The 15,547-nt window shown below is 70.6% G+C and carries 11 protein-coding genes; 7 read left to right on the top strand and 4 right to left on the bottom strand.

Annotation, left to right across the window (positions count from 1 at the left end; translation table 11 throughout):
- Positions 1-72: 72 nt before the first annotated feature.
- Positions 73-1,473 (top strand): amino acid permease, encoded by a 1,401-nt coding sequence (locus tag ACWG52_RS24510; protein ID WP_389811674.1) that lies wholly within the window; start codon positions 73-75, stop codon positions 1,471-1,473.
- 163 nt (positions 1,474-1,636) lie between these two features.
- On the top strand, positions 1,637-2,293 hold the full coding sequence (locus ACWG52_RS24505) for a superoxide dismutase (RefSeq protein WP_030016698.1): 657 nt from the start codon (positions 1,637-1,639) through the stop codon (positions 2,291-2,293).
- Positions 2,294-2,431: 138 nt separating this feature from the next.
- On the opposite strand, the gene ACWG52_RS24500 is transcribed toward ACWG52_RS24505, so the two are convergent.
- Positions 2,432-3,076, bottom strand: coding sequence for a mycothiol-dependent nitroreductase Rv2466c family protein (locus tag ACWG52_RS24500; RefSeq protein WP_030715850.1), 645 nt, complete (start codon positions 3,074-3,076; stop codon positions 2,432-2,434).
- Between the two features lie 139 nt (positions 3,077-3,215).
- Between ACWG52_RS24500 and pepN the strand changes: the two genes are divergently transcribed.
- Both pepN and ACWG52_RS24490 read left to right on the top strand, forming a co-directional pair.
- Entirely contained in the window at positions 3,216-5,774 is a 2,559-nt protein-coding gene (gene pepN, locus ACWG52_RS24495; RefSeq protein WP_389811671.1) for an aminopeptidase N, read from the top strand.
- A gap of 259 nt (positions 5,775-6,033) precedes the next feature.
- Positions 6,034-6,996 (top strand): hypothetical protein, encoded by a 963-nt coding sequence (locus ACWG52_RS24490; RefSeq protein WP_389811668.1) that lies wholly within the window; start codon positions 6,034-6,036, stop codon positions 6,994-6,996.
- On the opposite strand, the gene ACWG52_RS24485 is transcribed toward ACWG52_RS24490, so the two are convergent.
- Positions 6,972-7,859 carry a pyridoxamine 5'-phosphate oxidase family protein gene (locus ACWG52_RS24485; protein WP_390167211.1) on the bottom strand — a complete coding sequence of 296 codons (888 nt, stop codon included), beginning with the start codon at positions 7,857-7,859 and terminating at the stop codon, positions 6,972-6,974. The genes ACWG52_RS24490 and ACWG52_RS24485 overlap by 25 nt on opposite strands.
- Complete coding sequence (locus tag ACWG52_RS24480) at positions 7,859-8,317, bottom strand: VOC family protein (RefSeq protein WP_389811662.1); 459 nt, start codon at positions 8,315-8,317, stop codon at positions 7,859-7,861. Before ACWG52_RS24480 ends, ACWG52_RS24485 begins: the two co-directional genes overlap by 1 nt.
- A gap of 121 nt (positions 8,318-8,438) precedes the next feature.
- On the opposite strand from ACWG52_RS24480, the gene ACWG52_RS24475 reads away from it, so the two are divergent.
- Both ACWG52_RS24475 and ACWG52_RS24470 read left to right on the top strand, forming a co-directional pair.
- Positions 8,439-8,999, top strand: coding sequence for a CGNR zinc finger domain-containing protein (locus ACWG52_RS24475; protein ID WP_389811659.1), 561 nt, complete (start codon positions 8,439-8,441; stop codon positions 8,997-8,999).
- A 273-nt stretch (positions 9,000-9,272) separates the two neighbouring features.
- Positions 9,273-12,596 carry a S8 family serine peptidase gene (locus tag ACWG52_RS24470; RefSeq protein ID WP_453125921.1) on the top strand — a complete coding sequence of 1,108 codons (3,324 nt, stop codon included), beginning with the start codon at positions 9,273-9,275 and terminating at the stop codon, positions 12,594-12,596.
- An 86-nt stretch (positions 12,597-12,682) separates the two neighbouring features.
- Here the strand turns inward: ACWG52_RS24470 and ACWG52_RS24465 are convergent, their stop codons facing one another.
- Positions 12,683-14,167 (bottom strand): M28 family metallopeptidase, encoded by a 1,485-nt coding sequence (locus ACWG52_RS24465; RefSeq protein ID WP_453125919.1) that lies wholly within the window; start codon positions 14,165-14,167, stop codon positions 12,683-12,685.
- 260 nt (positions 14,168-14,427) lie between these two features.
- On the opposite strand from ACWG52_RS24465, the gene ACWG52_RS24460 reads away from it, so the two are divergent.
- A complete protein-coding gene (locus ACWG52_RS24460; protein WP_389811651.1) occupies positions 14,428-15,456 on the top strand; it encodes an aspartate-semialdehyde dehydrogenase in 1,029 nt (342 codons plus the stop codon).
- Positions 15,457-15,547 lie beyond the last annotated feature (91 nt).

Here is a 15,547-nt window from a genome sequence, read left to right as displayed (position 1 = left end):
CGGCGATCGGACACTCGGCAGACTGGCGCACCTCATCACGTCCCCCCGCACAACCGGACAGGCACACCCCTCATGAGTCAGAGCACCCTGACACCTCCCGAAGCACCGCGAACCGACGCCGGATCACCTCTCGGCAACGGACTCAAGCAGCGCCACCTCTCGATGATCGCCCTCGGTGGTGTCATCGGCGCCGGACTCTTCGTCGGCTCCGGCGCGGGCATCGCGGCCGCGGGCCCCTCGATCGTGCTCGCGTACGCGGCGTCCGGGCTGCTCGTGATGTTCGTGATGCGGATGCTCGGCGAGATGTCCGCCGCCGACCCGGCCTCGGGCTCCTTCTCCGTGCACGCGGAGCGCGCGATCGGCCCCTGGGCCGGATTCGCGGCCGGCTGGATGTTCTGGACCCTGCTCTGCGTGGGCGTGGCCATCGAGGGCATCGGGGCGGCGCACATCATGACCGGCTGGTTCCCGGGCACCCCCTCCTGGATGTGGGTGCTGGTCTTCATGGCGCTGTTCTGCGGCTCCAACCTCGCCGCCGTCTCGAACTTCGGCGAGTTCGAATTCTGGTTCGCCGCCCTCAAGATCGGCGCGATCGCGCTCTTCCTGGGCCTGGGCGTCCTCGCCGTGCTCGGCCTGCTGCCCGGCACGGACTCCCCCGGCGCCGCGAACCTGCTGCACGACGGCGGCCTCCTGCCCCAGGGCGTGGACGGCCTGCTCGTCGGACTGCTCGCCTCCGTCGTCGCGTACGGCGGACTGGAGACGGTGACCATCGCGGCCGCCGAGTCCGAGAACCCGGTGCAGGGCGTGGCCAAGGCCGTGCGGACCACCATGTGGCGGATCGCGATCGTCTACGTGGGCTCCATGCTGGTCATCGTCACCCTCCTGCCGTGGAACGACCCGGCCGTCACGGCGGACGGCCCGTACGCCGCGACCCTGGACCGCCTGGGCATCCCGGCCGCCGGCGAGATCATGAACGTGGTCATCCTGATCGCCCTGATGTCCGCGATGAACGCCAACATCTACGGCTCCTCGCGCATGGCCTACTCCCTCGTCTCCCGCGGCCAGGGTCCGAAGGCGCTGGGCAAGATCGGCGGCGGGGTGCCTCGCCGGGCGGTCCTCGCCTCCTGCGGCTTCGGCTTCGTCACCGTGCTGCTGTCCTACTGGTACCCGGACACCCTGTTCGCCTGGCTGCTGAACATGGTGGGCGGGGTCATCCTGGTCGTCTGGGGCTTCATCGCCGTCTCGCAGTTCGTGCTGCGCCGCCGGCTGGAGCGCGAGGCCCCCGAGAAGCTGGTCGTGAAGATGTGGGGCTTCCCGTATCTGACCTGGGTGGCGTTGGCCGGGGTGGCCGGGGTCCTGGTGCTGATGGCCCTGGGTGAGGACACGCGCGTCCAGGTGATCTTCACCGGCGGGCTGACCGTCGCCCTCGCGGTGACCGGTTACGTGATGCAACGCCGGGCGGCCGGCCGGGCCTGACGGCTCATCGGAAGACGAAGGCGGGCCCCGTGCGAAGACACGGGGCCCGCCTTCGTCGTTCAGAGGTAACCCTTACATGTGGCCTGGAATAGATACTGCTAGCGTGCAGTTGCGCATTGATTGCAATAAGCAGTTGGCACGCCGAGGGGACCGGATAACACGCATGGCCATCTACACGCTTCCTGAGCTTCCGTACGACTACGCGGCACTGGAGCCGGTGATCAACCCGCAGATCATCGAGCTGCACCACGACAAGCACCACGCGGCCTACGTCACGGGCGCCAACAACACGCTGGAGCAGCTGGCGGAGGCGCGCGACAAGGAGAACTGGGGCGCCCTCAACGGCCTGGAGAAGAACCTCGCGTTCCACCTCTCCGGCCACATCCTGCACAGCATCTACTGGCACAACATGGCCAGCCCGAAGACCGGCGAGGGCGGCGGCGAGCCCACCGCGGCCGACGGCCTGGGTGACCTGGCCGACGCGATCACCGAGTCCTTCGGCTCCTTCGCGAAGTTCAAGAAGCAGCTGACCTTCGCCTCCTCCGCCACGCAGGGCTCCGGCTGGGGCGTGCTCGCGTACGAGCCCGTCAGCGGCCGTCTGGTCGTCGAGCAGGTCTACGACCACCAGGGCAACGTGGGCGTGGCGAGCACCCCGATCCTGGTCTTCGACGCCTGGGAGCACGCCTTCTACCTTCAGTACAAGAACCAGAAGGTGGACTTCATCGAGGCCATGTGGAACGTCGTCAACTGGCAGGACGTCTCCAAGCGCTACGCCGACGCCAAGGCGAACACCCCGCTGCTGATCCCCGCCAAGGGCTGATCGCGCCACCCCAAGCCCGTCCGCCTCGTGATCGTCTTCTCAACCTTCGCGTGCGGGCGTGTTCAGCGGAAGACCCCCGTGAGGACGTGACTCACGGGGGTCTTCTGTCTGGCGCGCCGGCCTGGCCGGCGGGTCCGCCTACTCGAAGGACGGGCCCTTGGTACGGGTGCGCTTGATCTCGTAGAAGCCCGGGGTCGAGGCGACGAGCAGGGTGCCGTCCCAGAGCCGGGCGGCCGCGTCGCCGCGCGGGGTCGGGGTGACGACCGGACCGAAGAAGGCCACATCGCCCTCGGCACCCGGAACGGAGATCACCGGGGTGCCGACCTCCTGGCCGACCCGGTCGATCCCGTCGTTGTGCGAGGCCCGCAGCACCTCGTCGTACTCGTCCGAGTCGGCGTACGCGAGCAGCTCGGCCGGCAGGCCGACCTCGGCCAGCGCCTCGGCGATCACCTCGCGGGTCGGGCCCTTCTCGTCGTTGTGTATGCGGGTGCCGAGCGCGGTGTAGAGCTTGCCGGTCACTTCCTCACCGTGCTTCTGCTGTGCCGCGATCACCACGCGCACCGGGGCCCAGCCCTTGGGGCCGAGCAGCTCGCGGTAGACCTCGGGCAGCTCGTCGAGCTTGTTCTCGTTGAGCACCGCGAGGCTCATCACGTGCCAGCGGACCTCGACGTCGCGCACCTTCTCGACCTCGACCATCCAGCGGGACGTCATCCAGGCCCAAGGGCAGAGCGGGTCGAACCAGAAGTCGACCGGAGTCTTCTCGCGCACCTGGGTGTCGGTCATCTCTCTCCTCAGTCTGGGCATGCGTGGCCCAAGGGCTTCACCGGGCTCACGTTCCCCGTCACCAACCAGTACCGGGTGGCGCGCATTCCCTCGTGCGAGGATTCGACACAAGAACGCGATCACGCACGAAGGAGTGCACGTGCCCGGAGAGAATCTGTCCCGCGACGAGGCCCGCGAGCGGGCCGAGCTGCTGTCCGTCGACGGGTACGAGGTGGTCCTCGACATCCGGTCCGCGGTGGACGACGCCGAACCGGCCGAGGGTCCGCGGACCTTCCGCTCGGTGACGACGATCCGCTTCCGGGCGGCGGGCACCGGCGCCTCCACCTTCGCGGACCTGATCGCGCCCTCGGTGAACGCCGTGACCCTGAACGGGCGCGCCCTGGACGTGGCCGCCGTTTTCGACGGCTCCCGGATCGCCCTCGACGGCCTCGCCGCCGAGAACGTCCTCGTGGTCGACGCCAACTGCGCGTACAGCCGGACCGGCGAGGGCCTGCACCGCTTCGTGGACCCGGAGGACGGCGAGGTCTACCTCTACACCCAGTACGAGCCGGCCGACGCGCGGCGGGTGTACGCGAACTTCGAACAGCCCGACCTGAAGGCCCCGTACCGCTTCGAGGTGACGGCTCCCGACGGCTGGCAGGTGTGGAGCAACGGCGCGGAGGAGTCCCGCGACGCGGGCGTCTGGCGGTTCGCCGAAACCGCGCCGATCTCGACGTACATCACGTGCGTGGTCGCGGGCCCCTACCACTACGTGACGGACTCCTACACGCGCGGGGACCTGACCATCCCGCTGGGCGCGATGTGCCGCAAGGGTCTGGCGAAGCACTTCGACGCCGATGACGTCTTCCTCATCACCAAGCAGGGCTTCGACCTGTTCCACGAGATCTTCGACTACCCGTACCCCTTCGGGAAGTACGACCAGGCCTTCGTGCCGGAGTACAACCTGGGCGCGATGGAGAACCCGGGGATGGTGACCTTCCGCGAGGAGTACATCTTCCGCGGCAAGGTCACGAAGGCCGCCTACGAGCGGCGCTCGAACACGATCCTGCACGAGATGGCGCACATGTGGTTCGGTGACCTGGTCACCATGAAGTGGTGGGACGACCTGTGGCTGAAGGAGTCCTTCGCGGACTTCATGGGCTCCTTCGCACTGGTGGAGGCCACCCGCTTCGACCAGGCGTGGGTCACCTTCGCCAACAACCGCAAGGCGTGGGCCTACCGTGCCGACCAGCTGCCGTCCACACACCCGATCACGGCCGACATCCGTGACCTGGAGGACGCCAAGCTGAACTTCGACGGCATCACCTACGCCAAGGGCGCGGCGGTGCTCAAGCAGCTCGTCGCCTATGTGGGACGGGAGGCCTTCCTGGAGGGCGCCCGGCGCTACTTCAAGGCCAACGCCTACGGGAACACGACGCTCGACGACCTGCTGTCGGTGCTCGCGGAGGTCTCGGGGCGCGACATGGCCGAGTGGTCGCGGGCCTGGTTGCAGACCGCCGGTGTGAACGCGTTGACCCCGGTGCTCACCTACGACGCGGGCGGCCGCCTGACGGAACTGGCCGTCGTGCAGGAGGGCGACGAGCTGCGTCCGCACCGGGTCGCGGTGGGCCTGTACCGGCTGGAGTCCGACGGGACCCTGGTCCGCTACGCGCGGGCCGACGCGGACGTGTCGGGCGCGCGGACGGTCGTCACGGAACTGGCGGGCACCGAGCGTCCCGACCTGGTCCTGGTCAACGACGAGGACCTCACCTACTGCAAGATCCGCTTCGACGAGGGCTCGTCGGAGACCCTGCGGGCGCACCTCGGGGACCTGACGGACCCGCTCGCGCGGGCCCTGTGCTGGTCGGCGCTGTGGAACCTGACGCGCGACGGCCTGATGCCGGCGCGCGACTTCATCTCGCTGGTCCTCGCGCACGCGGGCCGCGAGAGCGACGTCGGCGTCCTGCAGATGCTGCACACGCAGGCCCTGACCTCGGTCACCCACTACGCGGCGCCCGCCTGGCGCGAGCAGGGCGGTCGGGAACTGGCGGCGGGCGCGCTGCACGAGCTGCGGATCGCGGCGCCGGGGTCGGAGCACCAGCTGACGTGGGCCCGCTTCTTCGCGGCGAGCGCGGCGACGGAGGGCGACTTCCAGTTGCTGCTGGGGCTGCTGGAGGGCTCGGCCCGGATCGACGGGCTGGAGGTGGACCAGGAGCTGCGCTGGGACTTCATGTTGCCGCTGGCCGCGCACGGTGCGGTGGACGAGGGCGTGCTGGCCGCCGAACTGGCGCGCGACGACACGGCCTCGGGCAAGCGGCACCAGGTGCGGTGCCTGGCGGCGCGGCCCTCGCAGGCGGTGAAGGACCAGGCGTGGGCGGCGGTGGTCGAGTCGGACGCGCTGTCGAACGCGCTGGTGGAGGCGACGATCGCGGGCATGCAGCAGTCCTCGCAGCGGGGCCTGCTCGCGGGGTTCGCCGGGCCCTACTTCGAGGTGATCGAACGGGTGTGGGCGGACCGCTCGATCCAGATCGCGATGGACGTGGTGAAGGGGCTGTACCCGTCGCTGCAGAGTGACTCCGCAACGCTGGAGGCCACCGACGCCTGGCTGTCGGCCCACCCTTCGGCTCCGCCGGCCCTGCGCCGCCTGGTCCTGGAGTCCCGCGACGACCTGGCCCGGGCCCTTGCCGCCCAGCGGTGCGACACGGCGGCGGGCAGCTGACCTGCGGCGCCGCTGCGGGGGCTCCGCCCCCCGAACCCCCGGTCCTCAAACGCCGGACGGGCTGAGGGATTCAGCCTCGCCGGCGTTTGAGGCGCGGGGTCCGGGGCGGAGCCCCGGGAAACGGCGCCGGGCCGGTCCCCCACACGGGCGCACCTCATCGGCAGTCGAACGCCCGTACTTTAGCCCCAGCTTGTCCGGATTTGTCGACGAGCGTGTAACAGGGGTTAGCAAGGCCATGGCCTGAGGGAATCACCGCGTCATGAACCACAACGCACCCCTCCCCCTCGCCCACCTCACCGGCAGCCGCCCCCGCGTGCTGACCCTCGCACAGCTGCGCGAGCACGGCGTGACCGCCTCCGACGCGGCCGAGCGGCCCTGGCAGCAGATCCTGCCCGGGGTGTTCCTGCTCCACGCGGGCCCCGCGACCAGCGAGGAGCGGCTGCACGCGGCGTTGCTGTACGCGGAGCGGCGCGGCGGTGGCGAGGCCATGATCACCGGGCTGGCGGCGCTGGCCCTGTACCGGTTCAGCTCCGCGCCCCCGCTGCTCGCCCTCTCGCACATCGACGTCCTCGTGCCCGGCACCCGGCGGCTGCGCTCCACCGGGGACGTACGGATCGTACGGACGCACACCCCGCCGCGGTCCCAGGAGGTGACCGGGCTGCCGGTGGCCCCCGTCGCCCGGGCCGTCGCCGACGCCGTCACCCAGCTCTCCGACGCCGGCACCGTGCGCCGACTGTTGAGCGAGGCCGTCCGCGGCGGCCACTGCGAACCGGCCGCCGTCGTCCGGGAGCTGACCGTGGCCCGGCTGCTGAACCGGCCGCACGTGGTCGACGCCGTCGAGTCGCTGCTCGCGGAGGGGCGGGCCATCGCGGAGGACCGGCTGTACCACGTCGTACGCGGCTACGAGCTCCCCGACCCGGTCTGGAACGTCGACCTGCGTCTGCCCGGCGGACCGCACCTCGGCGGTGTGGACGCGTACTGGCCCGAGCACTCCGTCGCGGTGGAGATCGACACCCGTGCCCCGCGCCAGGGCGAGGACGAGCAGTGGTCCGAGTCCGTGCGCAAGCGCGAGACGCTGGAGCGGCTCGGGGTGACCGTCATCCACATCACCCCGCGCAAGCTCCGGGACTGGCCCGAGCAGCAGGCCGCGGTCATCCGGACCGCCCTGACGGCGGCCGACGACCGGGAACCCGCCGCCTACCTGGTCGTACTGCCCAGGTGAGGCGAGTACTCCGGGGTGCTCCAGAGCAGCCGCCCCGGGTGCACGCTCTCCACCACCGACTCCACCCGGAAGCGGGTGCGGCGGCTCCCGTCGGCCCCGAACTCCGTCCGGGCCCGACCGGTGAGCTGGAGGACCGCCCCGCTCTCCCAGTCCGGGAAGAGCAGCCCGGCCCGTGGATCGACCGCCAGGTTCCCCAGCGTCAGGAACATGGCGTTGCCCGCGTAGTCCGGCCAGGCCAGTTCCACCGGCGAGAGCACCTCCACGAAGCCCGGCAGCCCGCCCCGGTGACTGGCGTCGACGCCGTCCGCCTCCGCCGTGGTGGCGATGAAGAAGGTGTCGGCGCCCCGGACGGCACGCACCTGGCCGGGGGTCAGCGCGTCCCCGTGGCGCACCACGCCGACCCCCTCCTCGACCAGCTCCAGCGGCTGACGTCTCTGCAGGTACTTGGGGCAGTTGGCGAAGACCCGCTCGGCCTCGACGGCGAAGCCCCGCGGCGTCGCGGCGAGGGTTCCGTTCAACCTCATCCGGCGCCGGGTGCGCGGGTCGAGCGCGATGGTCCCGATCCGGGTCCCGTCGGTGGCCAGTGCCTCGGCGAGCGGGTCCCCGGCCGGTACCGCTCCCACGACGGCGATCCGGTGCGGGCCGGTGGCCCGTACGAAGCCGGGTGGGCCGGTGAGCAGCGAGGCCCACATCCGGCCGGCGCCGTCGGCGGCCCCGACGACCAGGTGCGGCTGCAGTTCCAGGAAGGCCGCGGCGACGTCGCGGATGCCCGTGCCGATCGAGCGGCCGACGTGTTCGGCCGGCCCGCGCACGCCGACCCGCTCCTGCACCGCGAGCGACCCCCGGTGGTAGACGCCGGACATTAGAAGAACCCGCAGGTCGGCGCGTCCGCGGTGGGGGCGGGGGCACCCTCGGCGCCGGTCGGTACGGAGATCTCCAGGCGGACGCCGTCGGGGTCGTGGAAGAAGATGCCGCCGGAGGCCGCGCCCTCGCGGTGCGCGACGACGCCCTCGTAGGCGAACGCGACGCCCAGGCCGCGCAGCCGCTCCTCGTACGCGCGCACCTCCCGGACGTCGTCGGCCGAGAACGCCAGGTGGTGCAGTCCGGCCGCGGCCGGCGTGTAGGCGCCGTCGGCCTGCTGCCAGAGCGTGAGGACGAGCTCGCCGTCCCGGCCGAGGAAGGCGAAGCGGCGACCCTCCTCCTTGCCTTCGCCGAGCACCTGGAAGTCGAGGGCGTCCCGGTAGAAGGCGAGCGAGCGCTCCAGATCGGTGACGTTCAGGCCGACGTGCCCGGTGCGGAGCTTGCTGATGGCGGTGGTCATGACGGGTCCTCCCCGGAGATCGTCCCACGAGTTCTAACCTTCTAAATCCAATTTAAAGGTTAGTTCGATCGAGGTCAACCGTTCACGTATTCTTGAGGGGTTAGCGAGCGAGGAGACGGACATGGCGACGGCGGACGCACGACCCCTGACCGGGGAGCCGATCGCCCTCGATCTGCTGAACACCCGCTGGATGCGGGAGGGGGAACTCGTCGACCTCTTCGCGGGGGCCTTCGGGCTGAGCCGCGTCGAAGGGCTCGCGGTCTGGCTGGAGTCCACCGGGCTGGCCGGCCGGTTCCGGGCCGACGCCTCGACCCTCGTCCACCTGATGACCGCGCGCGAGGCGCTGGCCCGCGCGGTGGCGGACCCGGCCGACGAGAGCGCTCGCGCGCTGGTCGACGCCGTACTGGAGCACGGCCGCATCCGCGCCACCCTGACCGCCGAGGGGCCGGGCGAACGAGCCGAGTTCGACGACCCCACCTGGGGTCCGGCCTGGACGGCGGCCCGGAACTACCTGGAGCTGCTGGGCACCGCGCCCGAGCGGATCCGCAGGTGCGCCTCCGAGACCTGCGTCCTGCACTTCCACGACACCTCGCGCAACGGCACCCGGCGCTGGTGCTCGATGTCCGTCTGCGGAAACCGGGCGAAAGCCTCACGTCATTACGCGCGCACGCGCGAGCGCTGAGCGCACGAAATCTGTCACACCCGCACCGGGGCGCGATCGCGTCCCGGTGCCGACGTATGGCCGCCAAGTCGATAAATCGATCGGTCAACCCCTGCGGTTCGCACCGCTGTGCCCCGGTTAGGTCGCGCCGGCGCATTCTCAGCGCCGGCGAGAGTCCGCCATGGCAGGTCTCGGTCAATGACAACTCTCCCCAAAGAGCTGTCGCTTAGGCCAAGCTGACCGGTCATCCGGCACCGAAATCCGGACCGTATCTTTCACTTACCAGGGATGCTGATGACCCTCGAATCCCCCAGCTCCATATCCGGGGCCAGACGCGTCGCGCGCGTCGCGGCCGCGGCCGGTCTGGTCGCCGCTCTCGCGGCCACCGGCGCCGGGCCCGTCTTCGCGGCGACCGGCGCGGACACCCCGGGCACCTCGCCCGCGGTCAAGTCCGCCGACCAGAAGCTCGGTTCGGCCGACGCCGAGCTGCTTCAGCAGGCCAAGGCCAAGGGCGACGCCAACGTCACCGTCATGGTCGCGACCGCCCCCGGTCAGACCAAGCAGGTGGCGGACCAGCTCGGTTCGGTCCAGGGCGCCTCGGTCGGCCAGACGTACGACAAGCTCGGTTACGTGCGCGCCACCCTGCCCACCGGCAAGGCCGAGGCCGCGCTGAAGGCGGCCACCAAGCTGGACTCGGTGCACGGCATCGACCTGCGGCACGAGATCCAGCTGCCGGACCCGCGTCCCGACGCGGACCGCGAGACCGGCACGGTGAAGAAGACCGCCGCCGAGACCTACGCGGCGCCGGACAAGAACACCCCCGCGAAGAACCCGTACAACCCGTCCTTCGAGACCGGCGCGGTCGACTTCGTGAAGGACAACCCGCAGGCCGACGGCCGCGGCGTGACCATCGGCATCATGGACTCGGGCATCGACCTCGGTCACCCGGCCCTGCAGAAGACCACGACCGGCGAGCGCAAGATCGTCGACTGGGTGACGGCCACCGACCCGATCACCGACAACGACGCCACCTGGCGCCCGCAGATCACCCCGGTCACCTCCAGCGGCGGCAGCTTCACCGCGGGCGGCCAGAGCTGGAAGGCCCCGGAGGGCAGCTTCCAGTGGAGCCGCTTCACCGAGTCGATCACCGCCACCGGCGACATGGCGGGCGACGTCAACCGCGACGGTGACACCACCGACCGGTTCGGCCTGCTCTACGACGCCGCCGCCGGCACCGTCCGCGTCGACACCGACCAGGACGGCGACTTCACGAACAACGAGCCGATGAAGCCGTACAAGGACGGCTACCAGATCGGCTACTTCGGCACGGACAACCCGGCGACCGACGTCGCCGAGCGCATCCCGTTCGTGATCGAGATCCGCAAGGACGTCCCGATGGACCCGCTGGGCGGTGACTGGGTCGGCAAGAAGGCCGACTTCGTCAACGTCGGCATCATCGAGTCCGAGCACGGCACGCACGTCGCCGGCATCACCGCCGCCAACAGCCTCTTCGGCGGCAAGATGAACGGCGAGGCGCCCGGCGCCAAGCTCGTCTCCTCGCGCGCCTGCTCCTGGTCCGGCGGCTGCACCAACATCGCGCTGACCGAGGGCATGATCGACCTCGTCGTCAACCGCGGCGTGGACATCGTCAACATGTCGATCGGCGGCCTGCCGGCGCTGAACGACGGCAACAACGCGCGCTCCGAGCTGTACAAGAACCTCATCGACACCTACGGCGTCCAGCTGGTCATCTCGGCCGGCAACTCGGGCCCGGGCGTCAACACCATCGGCGACCCCGCCCTCGCGGACAAGGTCATCTCCGTGGGCGCGTCGGTCTCCAAGGAGACCTGGGCCGCCAACTACGGCTCCGGTGTGAGCGCGAAGTACAACATGTTCCCCTTCTCCTCGCGCGGTCCGCGTGAGGACGGCGGCTTCACGCCGACCATCAGCGCCCCCGGCGCGGCCATCAACACCATCCAGACCTGGCTGCCCGGCGCCCCGGTGAAGGAGGCCGGCTACACCCTGCCGGCCGGTTACGGCATGCTCCAGGGCACCTCGATGGCCTCGCCGCAGGCGGCGGGCGCGAGCGCCCTGCTGATCTCGGCCGCCAAGCAGCACAACATCAAGCTGACGCCGGCCTCCCTGCGGGTCGCGCTCACCACGGCCGCCAAGAAGATCGACAACGTCCCCGCGCACGCGCAGGGTTCGGGTCTGATCGACATCCCCGGCGCGTGGGAGTCCATCCAGCGTGACGCGAAGGCCAACGAGTTCACCGTCAAGGCGCCGGTCGACACCGCGATCGACCAGTTCCTGAAGACCCCGGGCTTCGGCACCGGCCTGTACGACCGGGAGGGCGGCCTCAAGGTCGGCCAGAAGAAGGTCTACAACGTCGTCGTCACCCGCACCACGGGCGTCAAGTACGGCACCCGGCACGACCTGAGCTGGCGCAACAACGACGGCACCTTCAAGGTCATCGGCGGCTACGACTACGTCACCCTGCCGCTGAACAAGCCCGTCACCATCAAGGTCGAGGCCAACGCCAAGACGGCCGGCGTCCACAGCGGCATCCTGCAGCTGGACGACGAGACCACCGAGGGCATCGACAAGCAGATCCTCACGACCGTCGTGGCTTCCGCCCCCCTGGCCGCGCCGGCGTTCTCCCTGTCCGAGTCCTCCACCGTGCAGCGCAACTCGCACAAGTCCTACTTCGTGACCGTGCCTCCGGGTGCCAAGAGCCTGGAGGTCGCGCTCGGCGGTCTCGCGGCGGGCGCCCAGACGCGCTTCATCGCGATCCACCCGTACGGCGTGCCGGTCGACCCGACGGCCACGACCAACTGCTACCCGAACTACGACAACCCGGCCAACACCTGCCGCCCCGACGTCCGCTCGTACCCCGAGCCGACCCCGGGTGTCTGGGAGATCGAGGTCGAGGCCCGTCGTACGTCGCCGGTGCTCGACAACCCGTTCAAGCTGGACGTCTCCGTGCTCGGCGCGGCCTTCGACCCCGCGGTCAAGGTCCTGCCCGAGGTGAAGCAGGGCACCCCCGCCCCGGTCCAGTGGAGCGTCAAGAACGCCGGCGCGGCCATCTCCGGCGGCAAGCTCGTCGGCGGCCCGCTCGGTTCCGCGAAGGTCGCCAAGCCGACCATCGCGCCCGGTGAGACCCACTCCACCGAGATCGTGGTCCCCGCGGGCACCTCGCGCCTCGACGTCGCGATCGGCAAGGTGTCCGACACCGCAGCCGACCTCGACCTTGAGGTCTACAAGGACGGCATCAAGGTCGGCTCGGCCGCCGACGGCGACTCCGAGGAGGCCGTGAGCCTGGTGAACCCGGCCGCGGGCACCTACACCGTCAAGGTGATCGGCTACGCGATCCCGTCCGGCTCCACCACGTACGACTACCGCGACGTGTTCTTCTCGGCCGCCCTGGGCTCCGTCCAGGTCGACGAGGCCGCCGCGGTGAACCTCGCCACGGGCGCCACCGCGCAGGTCTCGGCGAACGTCCTGGTCACCAGTGCCGCCCCCGAGGGCCGGCAGTTCTTCGGCCAGGTCCAGCTGCTCAACGCCCGCGGCACCGCCGCCGGCACCGGCAGCGTGCAGATCGAGAAGGTCCTCCCGTAGGACCCCGAAGTACGGAGAACCCGAGGGGGCGGCGCTCTGACGAGCACCGCCCCCTCGGGCCGTTCCCCCGGGTCGTCCTTCGGCCGCTACGGCTTGCCGAGCGAACGCAGCGACTCGGCGTAGGTGCCGACCGCGTGCGCGATCACGTCCAGGTTGGTGTCGAAGACCCCTGGGTCCAGGTTCTTCAGGTCGTCGCCCGCCCCGTGGTAGTTCGGGTCGTACGGGGCTCCGGCCGTGCCGCCGTAACGCTTCGCCTGCTCGGCGGTCTTGATGCCCTCGGCCCCGGTGAAGGTGCCGCCCGCCGGGATGCCGTTCGCGATGAACGGGCCGTAGTCGGAGCGGCCGTCGAAGTCACTGCCCTCGTGCGGCTTGCGCTTCTTGTCGAGGAAGCCGTTGATCAGCGCCTCGATCTCGGCCGAGCCCGCCGGCCCCGCGCCCGCGCCCGTCCTGTCCGAGTCGTCGCCGTCGTAGACGAACTGCACCGGGTTCGGCGAGGCGATCATGTCGAAGTTCAGATACAGCGCGATGTCCTTCTTCTGCTTCTCGGACAGCTGCGCGACGTAGTGCTCCGAGCCCAGCAGGCCCAGCTCCTCCGCCGACCACCAGCCGAAGCGCACCTTGTTGGCGGGCCCCTTGCCCTTCTTGTTCGCGCCCTCGTCCGCGAGCTTCAGGGCCACCTCCAGCAGGCCGGCCGAACCCGAGCCGTTGTCGTTGATGCCCGGGCCCTCCGGTACCGAGTCCAGGTGGGCGCCCAAGGTCACCACCCGGTCGGAGCGGCCGCCGCGGGTCTCGGCGATCACATTGCGGGTGGTCTTCCTCACCTGCTCCTGGTCCAGTTCCAGGCGTACGCTCACCTCGCCCTTCGCGGCGGCCGCGGTCAGCGCCTCGCCGTCGGCCAAGGTGATGCCGGCGCTCGGGATGATCCCCTCGGCGGGCGAGCCGAAGCCGCCGCGCACCGGGGTGGTGCCGCTGTGGTTGTAGACGATCACGCCGACCGCGCCGGCCTCGGCGGCGGCCCGCTGCTTCTCCACGAAGGTGCAGGCGCCCCGCTTGACCAGGGCGATCTTCCCGGCGAAGGCACCGGCCGGATAGTCGTCGGCCGTGCAGCCGGGAGTGTCGTCGACCCGGGCCGGGGCGATCGGCGCGGCCAGGCCGCCGGCCGGGGTGGACCGGGTGAAGGTGAAGGCGGCGGTGGCCAGCTCGCGGGAGTCCGCCCCGAGGACGGTGGCCTTCTCCGTCTTCGTGTGCGCCTCGTAGATGTCGAAGTCCTGGTAGGAGACCTGGTAGCCGGCCTTCTTCAGCGTGTCGTACACGTACGCGGCGGAGGCCGCGTGGCCCGGCGTACCGGCGGCGCGGTTGCCTCCGTTGGCGTCGGCGATCTGCTGGAACTTCTTCAGGTGGCGGTAGGCGCCCTTGGCGGTGACCTCCTCCACCAGCTCCTCGGCCAGCCTGCCCTCGCGCGGGTGGGCGGCCGCCGGCGTGGCGGTCAGCAGGACGGGTGCGGCGACGGCGGCGGCCGCGAGGGCGGCGAGCGCCGGTATGGACCGGCGGCGGTGGCGGATGGCGCGCACGGTGGATCTCCCCGAATCGGTGGTTCGTTCTGCGGTCGGTCATGTCCGGAAAGCGGACACGACAGACCGGACGCTAACCGGCTCCGACCAGGCAGAACGGGTGTTCAGTGACCCCGCAACACGCCCGCCACGAACTCGCCACAGGGGTTCACATTCAGGACACCGTCCGTACCTCGGACAATGGATTGGACAAGGCTCGTGGGGTCGAACGCATGATGGCTTCACGCGCGCCCGCGTCGTACGTACCAAAAGGAGTCACCGTGAGGGTCGGAATCGTCGGAGCCACCGGACAGGTCGGCGGAGTCATGCGCGGCATCCTCGCCGAGCGGAAGTTCCCGGTGGACGAGCTGCGGCTGTTCGCCTCGGCCCGTTCCGCGGGCTCCACCCTCGAATGGGAGGGCCAGGAGATCACCATCGAGGACGCCTCCACGGCCGACTACTCGGGCCTGGACATCGTGCTCTTCTCCGCGGGCGGCGCCACCTCCCGGGTCCTGGCCGAGAAGGTCGCCTCCCAGGGCGCCGTCGTGATCGACAACTCCTCCGCCTGGCGCAGCCACCCGGAGGTCCCCCTCGTGGTCTCCGAGGTCAACCCGCACGCGGTCAGGAACCGCCCCAAGGGCATCATCGCGAACCCGAACTGCACCACCATGGCCGCGATGCCGGTGCTGCGCCCGCTGCACGACGAGGCCGGCCTGACCGCGCTGGTCGCCACCACCTACCAGGCCGTCTCCGGATCGGGCCTGGCCGGTGTCGCCGAGCTCAAGGGCCAGGCCTGCGCGGTCTCCGAGACCGCCGACCAGCTGACCTTCGACGGCGACGCGGTGGACTTCCCCGAGCCGGCCGTCTACAAGCGCCCGATCGCCTACAACGTGGTCCCGCTCGCGGGCAACCTGGTCGACGACGGGTCCTTCGAGACCGACGAGGAACAGAAGCTCCGCAACGAGTCCCGCAAGATCCTGGAGATCCCCGAGCTCAAGGTCTCCGGCACCTGCGTGCGCGTCCCGGTCTTCTCCGGCCACTCGCTGCAGGTCAACGCCCGCTTCGCGAACCCGATCAGCGTCGAGCGCGCCTACGAGCTGCTGAAGGACGCCCCCGGCGTCGAGCTCTCGGAGATCCCGACCCCGCTGCAGGCGGCGGGCAAGGACGCCTCGTACGTGGGCCGCATCCGCGCCGACGAGACGGTGGACAACGGCCTCGCGCTGTTCCTCTCCAGCGACAACCTCCGCAAGGGCGCGGCCCTGAACGCGGTGCAGATCGCCGAGCTCGTGGCCGAGGAGCTGCGGGGCTGATCCCGCCCGACCCCGCACGGGGCGCCGCCGTCACGGCGGCGCCCCGTGCGCGTTTTTTCGCCCGTGGATTACTCCGAGGCGGTGACGGTGT

The sequence above is a fragment of the Streptomyces sp. CLCI03 genome (assembly GCF_053615355.1).
Note: the sequence above shows the minus strand (reverse complement) of the source record. Positions and strands in the feature narration are given on the sequence as shown.

Coding starts and splice junctions, on each gene's coding strand:
- ACWG52_RS24485 (WP_390167211.1), bottom strand. CDS start 7,859: ATGTCCGGCGTCTACCACCGGGGGTCGCTCGCGGTGCAGGAGCGGGTC.
- ACWG52_RS24470 (WP_453125921.1), top strand. CDS start 9,273: ATGACCCTCGAATCCCCCAGCTCCATATCCGGGGCCAGACGCGTCGCG.
- ACWG52_RS24480 (WP_389811662.1), bottom strand. CDS start 8,317: ATGACCACCGCCATCAGCAAGCTCCGCACCGGGCACGTCGGCCTGAAC.
- ACWG52_RS24490 (WP_389811668.1), top strand. CDS start 6,034: ATGAACCACAACGCACCCCTCCCCCTCGCCCACCTCACCGGCAGCCGC.
- ACWG52_RS24500 (WP_030715850.1), bottom strand. CDS start 3,076: ATGACCGACACCCAGGTGCGCGAGAAGACTCCGGTCGACTTCTGGTTC.
- ACWG52_RS24505 (WP_030016698.1), top strand. CDS start 1,637: ATGGCCATCTACACGCTTCCTGAGCTTCCGTACGACTACGCGGCACTG.
- ACWG52_RS24475 (WP_389811659.1), top strand. CDS start 8,439: ATGGCGACGGCGGACGCACGACCCCTGACCGGGGAGCCGATCGCCCTC.
- ACWG52_RS24510 (WP_389811674.1), top strand. CDS start 73: ATGAGTCAGAGCACCCTGACACCTCCCGAAGCACCGCGAACCGACGCC.